Source organism: Micromonospora sp. LH3U1, assembly GCF_028475105.1.
Taxonomy (GTDB): domain Bacteria; phylum Actinomycetota; class Actinomycetes; order Mycobacteriales; family Micromonosporaceae; genus Micromonospora.
In genome coordinates, this window is the sequence record NZ_CP116936.1 from 5,117,222 (window position 1) to 5,135,024 (window position 17,803).

15 protein-coding genes, 1 tRNA gene and 2 pseudogenes are annotated in these 17,803 nt (G+C 68.9%); 6 read left to right on the forward strand and 12 right to left on the reverse strand.

Annotation, left to right across the window (positions count from 1 at the left end):
• Positions 1-291 precede the first annotated feature (291 nt).
• Positions 292-1,803: a 30S ribosomal protein S1 gene (gene rpsA, locus PCA76_RS23290; protein ID WP_272612601.1), complete on the reverse strand. Its 1,512-nt coding sequence runs from the start codon at positions 1,801-1,803 to the stop codon at positions 292-294.
• A gap of 420 nt (positions 1,804-2,223) precedes the next feature.
• On the opposite strand from rpsA, the gene PCA76_RS23295 reads away from it, so the two are divergent.
• The 4 genes and pseudogenes from PCA76_RS23295 to PCA76_RS23310 all read left to right on the forward strand — a co-directional run.
• On the forward strand, positions 2,224-3,030 hold the full coding sequence (locus PCA76_RS23295; protein WP_272612602.1) for a class I SAM-dependent methyltransferase: 807 nt from the start codon (positions 2,224-2,226) through the stop codon (positions 3,028-3,030).
• A 56-nt stretch (positions 3,031-3,086) separates the two neighbouring features.
• On the forward strand, positions 3,087-3,689 hold the full coding sequence (locus PCA76_RS23300) for a Uma2 family endonuclease (RefSeq protein WP_272612603.1): 603 nt from the start codon (positions 3,087-3,089) through the stop codon (positions 3,687-3,689).
• Positions 3,690-3,742: 53 nt separating this feature from the next.
• Complete coding sequence (locus PCA76_RS23305; protein WP_272612604.1) at positions 3,743-3,961, forward strand: DUF2945 domain-containing protein; 219 nt, start codon at positions 3,743-3,745, stop codon at positions 3,959-3,961.
• Positions 3,948-4,295, forward strand: a pseudogene (locus PCA76_RS23310) (DUF3140 domain-containing protein); the annotation flags it as partial. The gene PCA76_RS23305 and the pseudogene PCA76_RS23310, both read left to right, overlap by 14 nt.
• Before the next feature lie 67 nt (positions 4,296-4,362).
• On the opposite strand, the pseudogene polA reads toward PCA76_RS23310, so the two are convergent.
• The 11 genes and pseudogenes from polA to PCA76_RS23365 form a co-directional block, all read right to left on the reverse strand.
• Positions 4,363-7,061: pseudogene (polA, locus tag PCA76_RS23315) on the reverse strand (DNA polymerase I).
• 87 nt (positions 7,062-7,148) lie between these two features.
• A complete protein-coding gene (locus tag PCA76_RS23320; protein ID WP_336298016.1) occupies positions 7,149-7,955 on the reverse strand; it encodes an amino acid ABC transporter ATP-binding protein in 807 nt (268 codons plus the stop codon).
• Complete coding sequence (locus tag PCA76_RS23325) at positions 7,955-8,932, reverse strand: amino acid ABC transporter permease (protein WP_272612605.1); 978 nt, start codon at positions 8,930-8,932, stop codon at positions 7,955-7,957. Before PCA76_RS23325 ends, PCA76_RS23320 begins: the two co-directional genes overlap by 1 nt.
• A gap of 3 nt (positions 8,933-8,935) precedes the next feature.
• Positions 8,936-9,847, reverse strand: coding sequence for an ABC transporter substrate-binding protein (locus tag PCA76_RS23330; RefSeq protein ID WP_272612606.1), 912 nt, complete (start codon positions 9,845-9,847; stop codon positions 8,936-8,938).
• 37 nt (positions 9,848-9,884) lie between these two features.
• Positions 9,885-10,595: an ABC transporter ATP-binding protein gene (locus tag PCA76_RS23335; RefSeq protein ID WP_272612607.1), complete on the reverse strand. Its 711-nt coding sequence runs from the start codon at positions 10,593-10,595 to the stop codon at positions 9,885-9,887.
• Positions 10,585-11,376: an ABC transporter ATP-binding protein gene (locus PCA76_RS23340; RefSeq protein ID WP_272619548.1), complete on the reverse strand. Its 792-nt coding sequence runs from the start codon at positions 11,374-11,376 to the stop codon at positions 10,585-10,587. The genes PCA76_RS23335 and PCA76_RS23340 overlap by 11 nt, the downstream gene beginning before the upstream one ends.
• A 46-nt stretch (positions 11,377-11,422) precedes the next feature.
• Positions 11,423-12,532: a branched-chain amino acid ABC transporter permease gene (locus PCA76_RS23345; RefSeq protein ID WP_272612608.1), complete on the reverse strand. Its 1,110-nt coding sequence runs from the start codon at positions 12,530-12,532 to the stop codon at positions 11,423-11,425.
• Positions 12,529-13,479: a branched-chain amino acid ABC transporter permease gene (locus PCA76_RS23350; protein WP_272612609.1), complete on the reverse strand. Its 951-nt coding sequence runs from the start codon at positions 13,477-13,479 to the stop codon at positions 12,529-12,531. Before PCA76_RS23350 ends, PCA76_RS23345 begins: the two co-directional genes overlap by 4 nt.
• Positions 13,480-13,588: 109 nt before the next feature.
• Positions 13,589-14,746, reverse strand: coding sequence for a branched-chain amino acid ABC transporter substrate-binding protein (locus tag PCA76_RS23355; RefSeq protein ID WP_272612610.1), 1,158 nt, complete (start codon positions 14,744-14,746; stop codon positions 13,589-13,591).
• Positions 14,747-15,003: 257 nt separating this feature from the next.
• Positions 15,004-16,173 carry a hypothetical protein gene (locus PCA76_RS23360; protein ID WP_272612611.1) on the reverse strand — a complete coding sequence of 390 codons (1,170 nt, stop codon included), beginning with the start codon at positions 16,171-16,173 and terminating at the stop codon, positions 15,004-15,006.
• Between the two features lie 13 nt (positions 16,174-16,186).
• A complete protein-coding gene (locus PCA76_RS23365) occupies positions 16,187-16,807 on the reverse strand; it encodes an ANTAR domain-containing response regulator (protein WP_272612612.1) in 621 nt (206 codons plus the stop codon).
• A gap of 83 nt (positions 16,808-16,890) precedes the next feature.
• Between PCA76_RS23365 and PCA76_RS23370 the strand changes: the two genes are divergently transcribed.
• Positions 16,891-16,973, forward strand: a tRNA-Leu gene (locus tag PCA76_RS23370).
• A gap of 31 nt (positions 16,974-17,004) precedes the next feature.
• Complete coding sequence (locus PCA76_RS23375; protein ID WP_272612613.1) at positions 17,005-17,754, forward strand: transcriptional regulator; 750 nt, start codon at positions 17,005-17,007, stop codon at positions 17,752-17,754.
• Positions 17,755-17,803: the final 49 nt, after the last annotated feature.

Sequence of the window (17,803 nt, forward strand, 5' to 3'; positions counted from 1 at the left end):
GTCCTCGATCACGCGGCTCGGGCCCCGACCCCCGGGCTCGGGCCCCGACCGCCGGCTCGGGCCTGACTCCCGGCTCGGGGCTCCGGTCCGTCCGGCGAGATCGTGCTCGATCCAGGATGTAGTGCGGTGCTGGCGGCCCGGACGCCCCTACATCGTGGATCGAGCACGATCGTGTAGGTCCGCGCCGGCCTCCGCGCACGGCGGGCTGAGCGCACCTTCCGGGGAACGGCGAGGGCCCCGCCCCCAGCGATCCGGAGATCGCGGGGACGGGGCCCGTCGTCGTTCAGCGGGTCACTTACCGCCGGCGAGCTTCTCCCGCAGTGCGGCGAGCGCCTCGTCGGTGGCCAGGGTGCCGGCCGGCTCCTCGGCCTGCCGGCTCGGGGCCGGGCTGGACGAAGAGGTGGTGCCACCGCCGCCACCGCCGCCAGCGGCCGGGACGACCGGAGTCGGGTTGGCAGCAGCCTCGGCGTCGGCAGCCCGAGAGGTCTGCACCTGCTTGGTGTGGGCCTCCCAGCGCACACGAGCCTCGGCGTACTGGTTCTCCCAGGTCTCGCGCTGCTTGTCGTACCCCTCGAGCCATTCGCCCGTCTCCGGGTCGAAGCCGTCCGGGTAGATGTAGTTGCCCTCGGTGTCGTACGTCGCAGCCATGCCGTAGAGGGTCGGGTCGAAGTGCTCCTCGCCCTCGACGAAGCCCTCGTTGGCCTGCTTGAGCGACAGCGAGATCCGGCGACGCTCCAGGTCGATGTCGATGACCTTGACCATGACCTCGGAGCCAACCTGGACGACCTGCTCCGGGATCTCCACGTGGCGCTCGGCCAGCTCGGAGATGTGGACCAGGCCCTCGATGCCGTCGTCCACGCGGACGAACGCACCGAACGGGACCAGCTTGGTGACCTTACCCGGCACGATCTGCTGGATCGCGTGGGTGCGGGCGAACTGCCGCCACGGGTCCTCCTGGGTCGCCTTCAGCGACAGCGAGACGCGCTCGCGGTCCAGGTCGACGTCCAGGACCTCGACCTCGACCTCCTGGCCCACCTCGACGACCTCAGACGGGTGGTCGATGTGCTTCCAGGACAGCTCGGAGACGTGCACCAGACCGTCGACGCCGCCAAGGTCGACGAATGCGCCGAAGTTGACGATCGAGGACACGACGCCCTTGCGGACCTGGCCCTTCTGCAGCTTGTTGAGGAACTCGGTGCGCACCTCGGACTGCGTCTGCTCCAGCCAGGCCCGGCGGGACAGAACCACGTTGTTGCGGTTCTTGTCCAGCTCGATGATCTTGGCTTCGAGCTCCCGCCCGACGTACGGCTGCAGGTCGCGCACACGACGCATCTCGACCAGGGACGCGGGCAGGAAGCCGCGCAGCCCGATGTCGAGGATGAGGCCGCCCTTGACCACCTCGATGACCGAACCGCGGACGACGCCGTCCTCGTCCTTGATCTTCTCGATCGTGCCCCAGGCCCGCTCGTACTGTGCCCGCTTCTTGGAGAGGATCAGACGACCCTCCTTGTCCTCCTTCTGGAGGACCAGGGCCTCGATGTGGTCACCAACCGTCACAACCTCGGCGGGGTCCACGTCGTGCTTGATCGACAACTCACGAGAGGGGATGACACCCTCGGTCTTGTAGCCGATGTCGAGCAGGACCTCGTCCCGATCGACCTTGACGACGGTGCCTTCGACAATGTCGCCGTCGTTGAAGTACTTGATGGTCTCGTCGATCGCGGCGAGGAATGCCTCCTCGGAACCGAGATCGTCGTGAGTGACCCGGGTGGCGCTCGAGGGGGCCTCGATGCTGCTCGTCATGTGGGCGGTTGCTCCGGTCGGTGGGTTGTCACAGCAGGCTGGTGTCGCAGTGACCTGTTCGCGCCAGCGGATCCGTCGCCGGGCACACCGAACGATCGCCTAGTGAGATCATGATGTGGCTCCGACGACCGCGTACCTGCTCCCTGCCGAGGCAACGCGATCCGCGAGCGCATCGTCTAGCCTACCGTGCGCATTACCACAGCGTGCAAGCCCTCCCGGCTTCTCTCCGTGTGATGACCTGCGAAAGCCGAACAATCGCCCAGAAACGACCCCTGCTGTCGCTTGCGTCACAGCAGCCCCAGCCGCCACAGGACCCCCCGCTCAAAATGTCGGGGAACTGCCGCCCGCCGCAGGGTTGGGCTCGGCGGGTCGCGCCGGCCCAGCGCGGAAATCGGCCACGGTGGGGCCTAGCGTGAGCGCGTGGATGACGACAGCCGGGTCACCCGGCGCCGGGTGGGTGACGCCGAGGCCCGGCGGGCCAACCGCGGCTGGTGGGACACCGACGCCGACGACTACCAGGCCGCGCACGGCGCGTTCCTCGGCGAGGTGGACTTCGTCTGGTGCCCGGAGGGGCTGCGCGAGGCCGATGCCCGCCTGCTCGGTGACCTGCCCGGGCAGCGGGTGCTCGAGGTGGGCTGTGGCGCGGCTGCCGCCGCCCGCTGGCTGGTTACCCAGGGTGCCTGGCCGGTCGCCTTCGACCTGTCCGCCGGCATGTTGCGGCACGCCGTCGAGGCGGCCGACCGCACCGGGGTACGCGTACCGCTGGTGCAGGCCGACGCGCTCGCCCTGCCGTTCGCCGACCGGTCGTTCGACGTCGCCTGCACCGCCTTCGGCGCGATCCCGTTCGTGGACGACTCGGTGGCACTGCTCGCCGAGGTGCATCGGGTGCTGCGCCCCGGGGGGCGGTGGGTGTTCTCGGTGACCCACCCGATGCGCTGGATCTTCCTCGACGACCCTGGCGAGGGTGGGCTGACCGCCACGCACTCGTACTTCGACCGCTCCCCCTACGTGGAGCAGGACGAGTCCGGCGTGGCCACCTACGTCGAGCAGCACCGCACGCTCGGCGACCGGGTTCGGGAGCTGGTCGACGCCGGGTTCCGGCTGCTGGACCTGGTGGAGCCGGAATGGCCGGAGGGACACGAGGGGATCTGGGGGCAGTGGAGCCCGCTACGGGGTCGACTCTTCCCCGGCACCGCCATCTTCGTCACCGAAAAGCCCGCCGGCTGAGCGCGCCGCACCCGCAGTCCGACCTGCGTCCCATCGATCGCCGGTAGGCTCGCCCCATGAGCGCGGAGCCCATCCCGACATCACCTGGCCCCTGGTGTCCGGACCCGATGCGGCAGCAGCGTGCCGACTACACGCTGGAGGACCTGCTCACCCTGCCGGACGACGCTCCCCGCATCGAACTCGTCGACGGAGTTGTCCAGGTGACGCCCTCCCCCACCCTGGGCCATCAGGACATCTGCGGCCTGCTCTGGCTGTGGCTACGCTCCCATGCCCCGGCTGACCTTCGTGCCGCCCAAGCGGTCGGAGTCGGACTCAGCCGCAACACCAGCCGACAGCCGGACGTGCTGCTCTGCCGCGCCGAGGTGCCGTCCGACCGGTCCTTCGTGCCGCCGGAGGACGTCGTCCTCGCCGTGGAGATCGTCTCTCCGGGCACACGACGGATCGAGCGCTTCGCGAAACCGGGTGAGTACGCCGCCGTCGGCATTCCGTTCTACTGGCGCATCGAGCAGGACCCCGTGCACGTCTACGCGTACCGGATCGGCGACCGGGTAGGGCCCGGCGGTGAGCGGCAGTACGAGCTGGTCGCCGACGGGTCCGACGTGATCGAGCTGACCGAACCGTTCGAGATCAAACTGCCGATCGCCGAGATCACGCCGTAGTCCGCCGGGCCGGCCGGTCGTTTCGCCCCGGCGGTGTCGGGTAGCCGAGGACCATGGCCGAACAGAGGTTCCACAACGGCGACCATGTCTCCTGGTCGGCCCACGGCAGCCGCGCGTACGGCGTGGTGCAGGAGACGATCACGGAGCGGACGCGGATCCGCGGGCGGGCCGTGAACGCGGCACCCGACGACCCGCAGTACCGGGTCCGCAGCGACGGGACGGGCCGCGACGTGGCCCACCGCCCCGAGGCGTTGCGTCATGAGCAGGGCTGACGACCAGGGCCGGGACACCTACCGGGAGTTCACCGATGCGGTGAACATGAAGCCCGGCGAGCTGTCCACATGGCTCGAAACCGATGAGTCGAAGCAGGTTGGCTGGCACAAGGGCGGCCGCGCTGGTGGTGGCGAGTCCGTTGGGCACGAGTCCGGCCGGAAGATCATCAACCTGCTCCGACGCAAACGCGGCGACCTGTCCGACGGCGACTACAAGCACATGCGCAAGGTGGTGGGTTACGTACGCCGGCACATGGCGCAGCGCCCCTCCGGCAACGTCCGCGACACCAAATGGCGCTGGTCCCTCATGAACTGGGGCCACGATCCGATGAAGTAACCCGCCTGATGATCACTCATCGGCGCAGGGCCGCCGAGGGTGAGCCGCCGCGACCAACGAAAGATCAGTGATCCGCACTGTTCCAGTCCCGGCCCAAGCCGACCGACACCTCCAACGGCACCGACAGCGGGTACGCCCCGCCCATCTCCCGCCGGACCAGTGCCTCCAACGCCTCCCGCTCACCAGGGGCGACCTCGAAGACCAGTTCGTCGTGCACCTGCAACAGCATCCGCGAGCGCAGCCCGGCCTCGCCCAGCGCGGTGTCGACGTGCAGCATCGCCACCTTGATGATGTCGGCCGCGGAGCCCTGGATCGGGGCGTTGAGCGCCATCCGCTCGGCGATGTCACGGCGCTGCCGGTTGTCACTGACCAGGTCGGGCAGGTAGCGGCGGCGACCCAGGATGGTCGAGGTGTAGCCGTCCTGGCGTGCCCGGGCCACCACCTGCTGCAGGTAGTCGCGCACCCCGCCGAAGCCGGCGAAGTAGTTTTCCATCAGCCCGCGCGCCTCGTCGGTGCCGATGTTGAGCTGCTGGGACAGGCCGAACGCGCTCAACCCGTACGCCAGGCCGTAGTTCATGGCCTTGATCTTGCGACGCTGGTCCGCGGTGACGGCGTCGACCGGCACCCCGAAGACGGACGACGCGGTGACGGCGTGGAAGTCGGCACCCGAGTTGAACGCCTCGATCAGCGCGTCGTCCGACGAGAGGTGCGCCATGATGCGCATCTCGATCTGGCTGTAGTCGGCGGTGAGCAGGCACTCGTAGCCCTCCCCCACCACGAAGGCCCGACGGATCCGCCGGCCCTCCTCGGTGCGGATGGGGATGTTCTGCAGGTTGGGCTCGGTGGAGGAGAGCCGACCGGTGGCCGCCACCGTCTGGTTGAAGGTGGTGTGGATCCGGCCGTCGTCGGAGACCGACTTGAGCAGACCGTCGACGGTCGACTTGAGCTTGGCCACGTCCCGGTGGCGCAGCAGGTGGGCCAACACCGGGTGCGGCTGCTGCGCGTAAAGCCACTGCAGAGCGTCGGCGTCGGTGGTGTAACCCGTCTTGATCTTCTTGGTCTTCGGCAGGCTCAACTCGGTGAAGAGGATCTCCTGCAACTGCTTGGGCGAGCCGAGGTTGAACTCCCGACCCACCGCCTCGTACGCGCCCTGGGCGGCGGCCTTCACCTCGGCGGCGAAGTGCGCCTCCAACTCGGACAGATAATCCGTGTCGGCGGCGATGCCGGTGCTCTCCATGCCGGCGAGCACCCGCATCAGCGGCAGCTCCACCCCGGCCATCAGCCGGGCGGACTGCTCGCCGTCGCGGGACAGCTCCGCGTCGATCGCGTCAGCCAGGTCGAGGGTGGCCCGGGCCTGGAGCATCAGGTTCTGCTCGACCACGCCTTCGTCGCCCAGCCCGTCGAGGGTGAGCTGGCCGGACTCCGGAACGTCCACCCGCAGCTCCCGGTGCAGGTAGCGCAGTGCCAGGTCGGTCAGGTCGTAGGACCGCTGATCGGGGCGGGCCAGGTACGCGGCGATCTGGGTGTCCCGGACGATGCCGGCGAGGTGCCAGCCGTGCGCGGCGCAGGCCAGCACGGCCGGTTTGCTGTCGTGCAGCACCTTGGGTCGCTGCGCGTCGGCCAGCCAGCCGGCCAGGGCGCCCTCGTCGGTCGGGTCGAGCCCGGCCGGGTCGACCCAGGCCGCCGCACCCCGGCGGTGGCCAGCGCCAGACCGGTGATCGAGGCGCTGTGCCGGCGGTTGGGGCCGGTGTCGAGCTTGACCGCCAACCCGACCGGGGTGCCGGTCGGGGCGTGCGTGGTCAGCCAACCGGCCAGCGCGCCGGGCTCGGTGAGCACCTCGCCGGTGAGGTCGAACCCGGACTCGGCCTCCGGCTCGACCGCTTCCAGGTACTGGTAGAGACGGTCGCGCAGGATGCGGAACTCGAGGGTGTCGAAGACCTGGTGCACCGCTTCCCGGTCCCAACCGGTCCAGCGGGTGTCCTCCGGGCGGAGCGGCAGCTCGAGGTCGGTGATGAGGCGGTTGATCTCGTAGTTGCGGATCACGTCGGCGAGCCGCTCGCGCAGGCTGTCGCCGGCCTTGCCCTTGATCTCGTCGGCGCGGGCGATCACGCCCTCCACCCCGCCGTAGGTGGTGATCCACTTGGCGGCGGTCTTCGGGCCGACGCCCGGGATGCCGGGCAGGTTGTCGCTGGTCTCGCCGACCAGCGCGGCCAGGTCCCGGTACTGCTGCGGCCCGACGCCGTACTTCGCCTCGATCGCCGCCGGGTCCATCCGGGCCAGGTCGGAGACGCCCTTGCGCGGGTAGAGGACGGTGACCTGGTCGCCGACCAGCTGGAACGCGTCCCGGTCACCGCTGCTGATCAGCACCGACATGCCCTGGTCGCGGGCCTGGCAGGCGAGCGTGGCGATGACGTCGTCGGCCTCGAAGCCCTCCTTCTCCACCACCGGGATCTGCAGCGCGGCCAGGACCTCCTTGACCAGGCTGACCTGACCCTTGAAGTCGGTCGGGGTCTCGCTGCGGCCGGCCTTGTACTCCGCGTACCTGTCGGTGCGGAAGGAATGACGGGAGACGTCGAAGGCCACGACGATGTGGGTGGGCTGCTCGTCGCGCAACACGTTGATCAGCATCGAGGTGAAGCCGTACACCGCGTTGGTCGGCTGACCTGTCGTGGTGGAGAAGTTTTCCACCGGCAGGGCGAAGAAGGCCCGGTATGCCAGGGAATGTCCGTCGACGAGGAGCAGGCGCGGCGTCGTAGCTGTCACGGCAGCGACTCTAGCCCGCCACTACGACAGACCGGGACACCGGCACGGCACCCGGCGCGGCCGTCGGACGACCGCGCCGGGTACGGCTCAGAGCACCTTGGCCAGGAACGCCTTCGTCCGGTCGTGCCGGGGGTTGGCGATCACCTCGCGCGGCGCGCCGGACTCGACCACCACCCCGTCGTCCATGAAGATCAGCGAATCGCCGACCTCCCGGGCGAAGCCGATCTCGTGGGTCACCACGATCATCGTCATGCCGTCGCGGGCCAGGTCCTTCATCACGTCTAGCACCTCGCCGACCAGCTCCGGGTCCAGCGCGCTGGTGGGCTCGTCGAAGAGCATCAGCTTCGGCTGCATCGCCAACGCCCGGGCGATCGCCACCCGCTGCTGCTGCCCACCGGAGAGCTGCCCGGGGTAGCTGCCCAGCTTGTCACCGAGCCCGACCCGCTGGAGCAGCGCGGCGGCCCGGTCCCGGGCCGCGGCCTTGCGCTCCCGGCGCAGCAGCACCGGCGCCTCGGCGACGTTCTGCAGGGCGGTCATGTGCGGAAAGAGGTTGAACCGCTGGAACACCATGCCGATCGCGCGGCGCTGGGCGGCGATCTCCTTCTCCCGCATCTCGTGCAGCTTGCCGCCGCGCTCCCGGTAGCCGATCAGGTCGCCGTCCACCCGGATCCGGCCGGCGTTGATCTTCTCCAGGTGGTTGATGCAGCGCAGGAACGTCGACTTGCCCGAGCCGGAGGGCCCGAGCAGGCAGCAAACCTCGCCGCTGCGGACCTCCAGGTCGATGCCCTTGAGCACCTCGATCGGTCCGAACGACTTGTGCACCTGCTCGGCCCGGACCATCACGCCGTCGCTGGTCGTCTGCCCGGCCCCCGCCGATGTCGTCGCCTGAGTCATCACCGACCCGCCTCGCTCACGCTGCCGCCGGTCTCCGCGGCGATCCCGCGCAGTCTGATCTTCGCTTGGGCGCTCTTGCCGAACCCCCTGGAGAAGTGCCGCTCCAGGTAGTACTGACCGACGAGGAGCACGCTGGTCAGCAGCAGATACCACAGGCACGCCGCCACGTACATCGGGAATACCTGGAACGTCCGGTTACCCACGGCCTTGAGCTGGAAGAACAGCTCGGTAGAGACCGGCACGAAGGCCACCAGCGAGGTGTCCTTGAGCATCGCGATGGTCTCGTTGCCGGTCGGCGGGATGATCACGCGCATCGCCTGCGGCAGCACGATGCGGCGCAGGATCTGGGTACGGCTCAGGCCCAGCGCCTGCGCCGCCTCGGTCTGCCCCTCGTCCACCGACTGGATCCCGGCCCGGACGATCTCGGCCATGTACGCCGCCTCGGAGAGCCCGAGCGCCAGCATGCCGGCGACGAACCCGGTGAGGATCTCCAGTGCGGAGAAGCCGAAGAGGCGTGCCTCGAAGTTGTCGACGCCGAAGAGCGCCCCGAGCTGCCGATCGAACGGGAGCCCGAACTCGATCCGGGCCCAGAGGATGCCGAGGTTGCCGAAGAGGATCGCCAGCACCAGCCGGGGCACCGCCCGGAAGAACCAGGTGTACGCCCAGGAGACGCCGCGCAGGATCGGGTTCTCCGACAGCCGCATGATGGCGATGACGACGCCGAGACTGACGCCGATCAGCATCGCGAGCACGGTCAGCGCGAGCGTGCCGCGCAGTCCCTCCATGATCGGCGGCCGGAACATCTCGTCGACCATGAACGACCAGTTGAACGCCTTGTTCGTCACCAGCAGGTGGACGAACATGGCCACCAGCACCCCGATCACGGCAACCGCGACCCAACGCCCGGGATGCCGGACGGGCACGGCCTGGATGGGTTCCGGCCGTGCCCGCTCGGTTGTGTCCGTTTCCGACGACATGCGTCAGTTGGCGGGGTTCAGCGCCGAGGTGGTGATGACGCCGCCCTCGACGCCCCACTTCTTCAGCGCGGTCTCGTACGTGCCGTCGGCGATGACCGCCTGGACGGCCTCCTTGAGCACCTCGGCGAACGCGGTCTGGTCCTTCTTGACGGCGTAGCCGTACGGGGCCGACTCGTAGATGTCGCCGACCAGCTCCAGCGCGCCGTTGCTCTGCTTCACCGCGTACGCCCCGACCGGGGAGTCGGCCAGCATGGCGTCGTTCTTGCCGCTGACCACGGCGGCGGTGGCGTCGCTCTGCGCCTGGTACTGGTCGATGGTGATCGCCGGCTTGCCGCCGGTGGTGCACTTCTTCGACCGGGCGGTGATGTCGTCGAACTGCACGGTGCCGGTCTGCACGGCGATCTTCTTGCCGCAGGCGTTGTCAATGTCGATCTTGGCCGGGTTGCCGGCCTTGGTCGCCCACTGGGTACCGGCGGCGAAGTAGCTCACCATGTTGACGCTCTTGAGCCGCTCGGCGTTGATCGTGAACGACGACACGCCGATCTCGTACTTACCGGAATCGACACCGGGCAGGATCGAGTCGAAGGGCGACGACTGGTACTCGGCCTTGAGGCCGAGCTTCTGCGCCACCGCGTTGAACAGCTCGACGTCGAACCCGACCACCGTCTTGCCGTCGGCGTCGAGGAACTCCGCCGGGGCGTACGTCGAGTCGGTGCCGACCTTGATCACACCGTCGGCCTTGATGGTGTCGGGCACCTTCCCGGCCAGCGCCGAGTCGGCCGCCGCCGTGACGGTCGGGCCGGCACCGGGCTGGGCCGTGTTCTCCTTCTCCCCACACGCCGTCAGCGAGAGGGCGAGCAGCGCCGCGCTGGCGGCGCCGAGCGCCGCCCGCCGGGCACCGTTGGTATTGAACATGTCTCTGCACTCCTTGCGTGAGGGGTGTGACGGCCGCTCAGGCCACGCCGAGGTATGCCTCTTTGACCGCCGGGTCGTGCAGCAGCTCGGCACCGGTTCCGCTCTTGACGATCCTGCCGGTCTCCAGCACGTACGCCCGGTGCGCTCGGGCCAGCGCCTGCTGCGCGTTCTGCTCCACCAGCAGGACGGTGGTGCCCTGCTCGTTGATCTCCTTGATGATGTCGAAGATCTGCTGGATCAGCATCGGCGCCAACCCCATCGAGGGCTCGTCGAGCAACAGCAGCTTGGGCCGGCTCATCAGCGCCCGGCCGACCGCCAGCATCTGCTGCTCGCCGCCGGAGAGGGTACCCCCGGCCTGCTTACGTCGTTCCGCCAGCCTGGGGAAGAGATCGAGCACCCGGGCCAGGTCCTGGGCGATCCCGGCCCGGTCGCGCCGGGTGTACGCCCCCATGTCCAGGTTCTCCAGCACCGACATGCCGGGGAAGATCCCCCGACCCTCGGGCGCCTGGCAGAGCCCCCGCCGGACCCGCAGGTCCGCCCGGAGCTTGGAGATGTCCTCGCCCTCGAAACGGATGCTGCCGGTGGCGATCGGCCGGATACCGGAGACCGCCCGCATGGTGGTCGACTTCCCGGCGCCGTTGGCGCCGATCAGCGCGACGATCTCCCCCTCGGCCACGGTCAGGCTGATGCCGTGCAACGCCTGGATCCGCCCGTAGAGCAGGCTCACATCGTCGATCTCAAGCAACATCGTCCGGCACCCCCAGGTACGCCGCGACCACCTTCGGGTTGTCCCGCACATCGGCGGGCAGCCCTTCGGCGATCTTCTTTCCGAACTCCAGCACGACGATCCGGTCGGTGACGCCCATGACCAGGCGCATGTCGTGCTCGATCAGCAGCACGGTCACGCCGGTGTCCCGGACCTGCCGGATGAGCTGGAGCAGCTCCTCCTTCTCCGCCGGGTTGAAGCCGGCGGCCGGCTCGTCCAGGCAGAGCAACACCGGATCGGTGGCCAGCGCCCGGGCGATCTCCAACCGCCGCTGCTCCCCGTAGGAGAGGTTGCGGGCGAACTCGTGCAGCCGGTGCCGGATGCCGACGAACTCCAGCAGCCGCTCGGCCTTCTCCCGCCCCTCACGCTCCTCGCGCCGGTGCCGGGGCAGCCGGAACAGCGCGGAGATCACGCTGGTCTTGTGGTGCGCGTCCGCGCCGACCTGGACGTTCTCCAGGGCGGTCATCTCGGGGAACAGCCGGATGTTCTGGAACGTCCGGGCCATGCCCATCTGGGTGATCTGGTGGCGCTTCTTGCCGCTGATCTTGCCGCCGCGGAACCGGATCTCACCCTGGGTGGGCTGGTAGATGCCGGTCATCGCGTTGAAGCAGGTGGTCTTGCCAGCCCCGTTCGGGCCGATCAACCCCAGGATCTCCCCCTTGTAGAGGGTGAAGTTGACGTTGTCGAGCGCGACCACGCCGCCGAAGCGCAGCGTGACGTTGTCGACCTCCAGCAGCGGCTCCCGGTCGGGGACCGCCTCCATCGCCGGCGCGCCGGCCTGCGCCGGAACAGCCGGCGTCTGATCGGTGTCACTCACCGACGATCACCTCCTTGCGACGGTCTTTGAACTCCGCCGCCCGTCGTCGGTTCGGAATCAGGCCCTCCGGCCGGAAGATCATCATCACCACGAGGACCAGCCCGAAGATGAGGAACCGGTACTCGTACAGCTCCACGCCGAACAACTCGATGCCGCGGAACCGCTCGATCATGTACGCCACCAGGCCACCGCCGACGATCGCGCCGACGATGTTGCCCGAGCCACCGAAGATCACCGCTGCCAGAATGATGATCGAGTTGAGCAGCTCGAAGTTCTGCGAGTTGACGAAGTTCTGCTTACCCGCGAAGAGCGCGCCAGCCAGGCCGGCGATCGCGGCACCCGAGGCGAACGCCCAGAGCTTGAACTTGAACGTCGGCACGCCCATCAGCTGCGCGGCGTCCTCGTCCTCCCGGATCGAGATCCAGGCCCGACCAACCCGGCTGTGCGTCAGGTTCCGCACCCCGATCACCACCACGATGATCAGCGTGAGGACCAGCCAGTAGTACGGCCGGGCGTCCAGCACGCCGAAGAACGGCTTGCCGTCGGCGTACTTGCCGGGCGGGTGCGGGATCTGGTTGAAGCCCCGCTGGCCCTTGAGGAAGTCCGAGCTGACCGCGGCGATCCGGATCATCTCGGCGAAGCCGAGCGTCACGATCGCCAGGTAGTCACCGCGCAGGCGCAGCGTCGGCGTACCGAGCATCACGCCCGAAAGCATGGTCATCCCGATCGCCAGCGGCACCACGAGCAGCCACGGCCAGAGCGTCTTGACGTTGCTGCTCGGCGAGGTCAACACCGCGACGGTGTACGCGCCGACGGCGAAGAAGCCGAAGTAGCCCAGGTCGAGCAGGCCGGCGAAACCGACCACGATGTTCAACCCGACGGCCAGCAGCACGTAGATCGAGACGGTGAAGAGCACCTGCGTGAAGTTCGCACCGGGGGTCGGAATCGGCCCGAGGTACTGGTAGAACTCCTTGTTCGGCAACGCGTAGAAGAACGCGATCACCGCGACCAGCAGCGCCCAGCGCACCCAGCGCGGCGCGGTGTGCCACCGTTGCCCGGCCGCCTCGCGGCCGGAGCGCACCCTCTCCAGGACGGTCGTCATGCCCGTGCCCTCCCCAGCGATTCGCCCAGCAGACCGGTCGGCCGGAACATCAGCAGCACCACCAGCACCGCGAAGGCGGCGAAGTCCTTCCACTGGCTGCCGAACAGGCCGGCGGCGTAGTTCTCCACCACGCCCAGCAGCAGGCCACCAACCAGCGCCCCGCGCAGGTTGCCGATGCCGCCGAGCACCGCCGCGGTGAACGCCTTGAGCCCCAGCAGGAAGCCGACGCTGTAGGTCAGGGTCTGGATCCGCACGTCGTAGAGCAGACCGGCCACACCGGCCATGGCGCCACCGGTGATGAAGACCGTCAGGATGATCCGGTCCTTGTTCACGCCCATCAGCGCGGCGGTGTTGGCGTCCTGGGCCACGGCACGGATGCCCCGGCCGGTTCGGCTGCGGTTGATGAAGAAGTCCAGCAGGACCATCATCAGCAGCGCCGCGCCGATCGTCAGCAGTTGCACCGCGTCGATCGGTACGCCGAAGACGTGGAACAGCGGCTTGCTGCTCACCAGACTCGGCGCGCCCTCGGGCAGTCGGCGCGTCCAGATGCCGAACGCCTCGGAGATCGCGATCGAGGCGCCGATCGCGGTGATCAGGAAGGCCAGCGGCGGGGCGTTGCGCTTACGCAACGGCCGGTACGCCACCCGCTCGATCACGGTCGCGGTGCCCGCCGACGCGATAGCGGCGACGATCACTGCCACCAGCAGGTAGAACAGGATCGAGCCGATCCCGCTGACCTGCGAGTTCTGGTCGAGTCCAAAACCGTTCCAGGTCCAGATCGCCGCGAACGCGCCGGCGATGAACACCTCGGAGTGAGCGAAGTTGATGAGTCTCAGCACGCCGTAGACCAGCGTGTAGCCCAGCGCGACGAGGGCGTAGATCGCGCCCTGAGTCAAGCCGGTCGTGGTGAGTTCTCCGAAGTTGGAGAACAGTCCATTGAAGTCCAAGGGAGGGACGCTCCATCACGTCTGGAGAGGAAAATGGGGCGCGGCCGGGAGCGAGCAGCTCCCGGCCGCACCCGCGATCACAACTCAATCGCCGTAGCAGCGACCAACATCAGGACTTGGGGATCTCCTGGTCCGGGACAACCTTGCCGCCCGTGACCTTGAAGGCCCAGACCTTGACCTGCGCCGGGTCCAGCTCGCCGCTCTCGACGAACTTGTAGCTCGCCGCGACACCCTCGCCGCTGTAGCCCTTCACGAACTCCAGCAGGCCCTCACGGGTGTTCTTGCCAGCCTTGATGCCGGCCAGCAGGATGTTCGCCGCGTCGTAGGCGGTGTCGCTGTAGGTGCCCGGGTCGGTGCCGTGAAGCGCCTTGAACTCCTGGACGAACGTGCCCCGGGCCTCGGCGGCCGGCTGGCACGGGCAGGTGAGGATGGTGCCCTCGGCTGCCGCTTGACCGGCGGAGGTGATGTACGCACCGTCGTTGACGCCGTCGCCGGCGACCAGCGGCGCGGTGACCCCGGCAGCGGTGAGCTGCTTACGGATCAGGCCGGCCTCCTGGTAGTAACCGCCGTAGAAGATCGCCTTCACGCCAGCGGCCTTGACCTTGGTGACCACACCGGAGAACTCGGTCTGCTTGCCCTCGCCCTGGACCTTGTCCGAGCCGACGACCGCCGAGCCGAGGACCTTCTTGACCTCGTCGGCCAGACCGGCGCCGTACGCGGACTGGTCATCGATGACGTAGACCTTGTCGGCCTTCATCACGTTCTTCATGTAGTTGCCGGCCGCCGGGCCCTGGCTGAAGTCGTTGCCGACCGCGCGGAAGAAGGTCTTCCACTTCTGGTCGGCCAGGCTGGGCCGGGTCGCGGACGGGGTGATGGTCACCAAACCGGCCTCGTTGAACAGCGGGCCGGCCGCCTCGGACTCACCCGAGTACGCCGGGCCGACGATGCCAAGGATCTTGGTGTCGTCGATCGCCTTCTGCGCCAGACCGGGCGCCTGGTCGGGGCTGCCCTGCGAGTCCAGGGCGGCCAGCTCGACCTTGCAGTCGGCGTTCTCCTTGTTGTACTTGTCGACGGCCAGCTTGACACCGTTGTTCTCGTTGATGCCGAGCGCGGCGGAGCTGCCGGTCAGCGCGCCAAAGAACGCGATCTTGCTGCCGCAGGCGTCACCGCCGGCTGCCGTCTCTTCGCCACTGGAGCATGCGGTTCCGCCGGCGACGAGCGCCACCATGGCGACCCCACCGATCACACGCGCGAGCTTCTGCCTCAAGGCCCGAACCCTCCTCGTCCCATGGTCCGAACCACCCGCTGGTTATTGGCCCTTGCGGGGGCGGACGAACCAGACCGTCGTCGCCGGTCTGGGGCCGGACGTTATCCCACCGTGAAGCTGTGACGTAAGCCCCAAGCGAGCGGGTTGACCGAACCGTTACACGCCGTGGCGGATTCGAAACGATCCCTGTAAGAACCTTCGGGCGTGAAGCTCTTTCACCTTTGTTTCGTCGGAGGCGGTCAGGGGCCTTCCGCCACCTACCGATCGAGGTCGGATACCCCCGCCCACCAGGCACGCGACGTTTTTCCATCGTCCGCCACCAGCAGCAGTCGATCTCCCGTCGACGTCACCGCGACCGCGGTGTCCCCGCTGTCCGGTACCGGCTGCGGCATGGTCATCGCCCGCCATGACTCGCCCACATCGACCGAGAGCCACAGTCCGTGACGGTCCCCGTCCCTCGTCACCGCCACCAACCCCTGCCCGACGGCCACCAGCCCGGCCGCCGACGCCACACCCGTTCCGGCCGCCCCGAATCCGCCCGCCGGCCGCCAGCCCTGCGTGGTCAGCCGCCAACTGCCGAATCCGGCCCGCACCGACCCGACCGCCACCGGCACGTCGCCAAGCACCGCCACCCGTTGCGCCTGCCCCCGCCCGTCCACCACGGGCAGGGCGGCCCGCCGCCAGCTCCGGCCGTCCGCCGAGGACCAAGCCAGCGGCACCAGCGCGGTACCCCCGGGCGGCAGCAGCGCACCCACCACCAGCCAGCCCGACGGCACGGCGACCGCGTCGTACGCCGCCGTCCGCCCCCGCTCGTCACCGGCCAGCTCCGGTGCGCCCTCCACCAGCGCGAACCCGGCAGCGTCCGGGGAGATCCAGACCGCCGCACCGTCGATCCGACTACCGGCGATCAGCCAGCCCTGCGGCCCCGCCGCAAGCCGGGCCACGTTGACCGCGCGCGGTCCGGCGTACCGCTCGAAGGGCGCATCCACCTCGTGCAGCGTGCCGTCCGGCGCCTGCCGCCAGGTGCCGGTGCGGGGATTGCCGTGCGCGCCCCCGTTCTTCGCCCCGACCGCCGCCAGCCGCCCGTCCCGGCAGGCCGCCGCGGAGAGCACGTGCTGCTGGCCGTAGAACGTCACCGGCGCCGTCGGCAGCGGCACCCAGGAAATGGCATCCGGGCTGCTCCAGGCGGCCGGGCGGGTCTCCCCGGCCAGATCGACCACGCCGCCGACCACGTACCACCGGCCGGCACAGGCGGTGGCGTCGCGCAGCACCGGTCGACCCGGCGCACCCGGCGTAATTGGCAGGTCCACCGACTGCCAGGCCGGCCGGACCGGTCGCGGCTCCTCGCAGTCGGGACAGGCCGAGGACCCGCAGGCGGTCACGAGCACGGCGAGAACGCCGAGCACCACCCCCATCCGCCGCGACACGAGTCGACGCCGATCAGGAGGCCGGCAGGGTCACCTCGCCGCCAGCGGTCTCCGCGAGGATCCGCTCCGCGACCTCTTTCATGGTCATCCGGTGGTCCATCGCCGTGCGCTGGATCCACTTGAACGCCTGCGGCTCGGTCATCCCGTACGTGGTCATCAGCGCGCCCTTGGCGCGCTCCACCGCCTTGCGGATCTCCAGACGGTCGGTCAGGTTCGCGACCTCGGCTTCCAGGGCCGCGACCTCCGAGTAGCGCGACAGCGCGATCTCCACCGCCGGGACCAGGTCGCTCTTCTGGAAAGGCTTCACGAGGTACGCCATCGCGCCCGCCGCCCGCGCCCGCTCCACCAGGTCGCGCTGGCTGAACGCGGTCAGGATGATCACCGGGGCGATCCGGGCACCGGCGATGCGCTCGGCGGCGGCCAGCCCATCCATGATCGGCATCTTGATGTCGAGGATGACCAGGTCGGGCTTCAACTCCTCGGCCAGGCGGACGGCGGTCTCACCGTCACCGGCCTCCCCCACCACCTCGTAGCCCTCTTCGACCAGCATCTCGGCGAGGTCCAGCCGGATCAGCGCCTCGTCCTCGGCGATCAGTACGCGCCTGCGCTCGGTATCCGTCGGCATCTCAGCCACCAGCCCTACCCCCACCATCGATCACTGCACGGCTACCACCCATGCTCCCGCATGAGAGTAGTCGGGTACAGTAAGCGCCACCCGCCGGGATGGTGGAACGGCATACACGGAAGTCTCAAACACTTCTGCCCGAAAGGGCTTGCGGGTTCGAATCCCGCTCCCGGCACTCTGTCATACACCTGTTCGATGATGTGGGCGTGCATCCACCGCAGATGCGGGCACAAGCCCGCGCTCTCCGCGCTCGCGGACACACCATCCACTCCGTAGCTCGCACTCTCGCATTGCCATACGCAACGGTCTGGCACTGGTGCGTCGATCGACCCGAACCGGCGAAGCGCGGCACGGAGCTACGGTGCTTTCGTTGCCTGCCGGATGTCGACAATCCGACCGACCCCGCCGCCTACGCCTACCTGCTCGGTCTCTACCTGGGCGACGGTCATCTGGCCGTCTCACCGAAGGTGCCAGTGCTTCGGATTGCTTGCACGGCGATCTATCCGGATCTCATCGACGCGTGCGAGGCGGCCATGCTCGCAGTGCTTGCCGCGCGTGTGCAGAGGATCCCCAAGCAAGGCTGCATCTCGGTCGAGAGCAGTGGGGTGCACTGGCCCTGCCTGCTGCCCCAGCACGGTCCCGGCAAGAAGCACGAACGGCCGATCGTCCTGACCGACTGGCAACGGGAGATCGTGGTGGCTCACCCGGGGGTCTTCCTGCGCGGCCTCTTCCACTCCGACGGCTGCCGTATCGCCAACCGGGTTACGACGCGAGGCAGGCATTACGTCTATCCGCGCTACATGTTCACCAACGAGTCGGCCGACATCATGGAGCTGTGCCAGTGGAGCCTCGATCTGCTCGGCATCGCCTGGCGAATGAACCGACCCAACTCGCTCTCGGTGGCGCGGCGACAAGCTGTCGCCACTCTGGACCGGCACGTCGGCCCGAAGTCCTGACCGCCGCATTCCGCGGCCGTCGTTGGTCATGGCGGGCGTGTGGGAGCCT

Bases quoted from the DNA above. Each gene is read 5' to 3' on its own strand.
- rpsA (WP_272612601.1), bottom strand. From the start codon at position 1,803: ATGACGAGCAGCATCGAGGCCCCCTCGAGCGCCACCCGGGTCACTCAC.
- PCA76_RS23300 (WP_272612603.1), top strand. From the start codon at position 3,087: ATGAGCGCGGAGCCCATCCCGACATCACCTGGCCCCTGGTGTCCGGAC.
- PCA76_RS23305 (WP_272612604.1), top strand. From the start codon at position 3,743: ATGGCCGAACAGAGGTTCCACAACGGCGACCATGTCTCCTGGTCGGCC.
- PCA76_RS23320 (WP_336298016.1), bottom strand. From the start codon at position 7,955: ATGACTCAGGCGACGACATCGGCGGGGGCCGGGCAGACGACCAGCGAC.
- PCA76_RS23325 (WP_272612605.1), bottom strand. From the start codon at position 8,932: ATGTCGTCGGAAACGGACACAACCGAGCGGGCACGGCCGGAACCCATC.
- PCA76_RS23330 (WP_272612606.1), bottom strand. From the start codon at position 9,847: ATGTTCAATACCAACGGTGCCCGGCGGGCGGCGCTCGGCGCCGCCAGC.
- PCA76_RS23335 (WP_272612607.1), bottom strand. From the start codon at position 10,595: ATGTTGCTTGAGATCGACGATGTGAGCCTGCTCTACGGGCGGATCCAG.
- PCA76_RS23340 (WP_272619548.1), bottom strand. From the start codon at position 11,376: ATGGAGGCGGTCCCCGACCGGGAGCCGCTGCTGGAGGTCGACAACGTC.
- PCA76_RS23345 (WP_272612608.1), bottom strand. From the start codon at position 12,532: ATGACGACCGTCCTGGAGAGGGTGCGCTCCGGCCGCGAGGCGGCCGGG.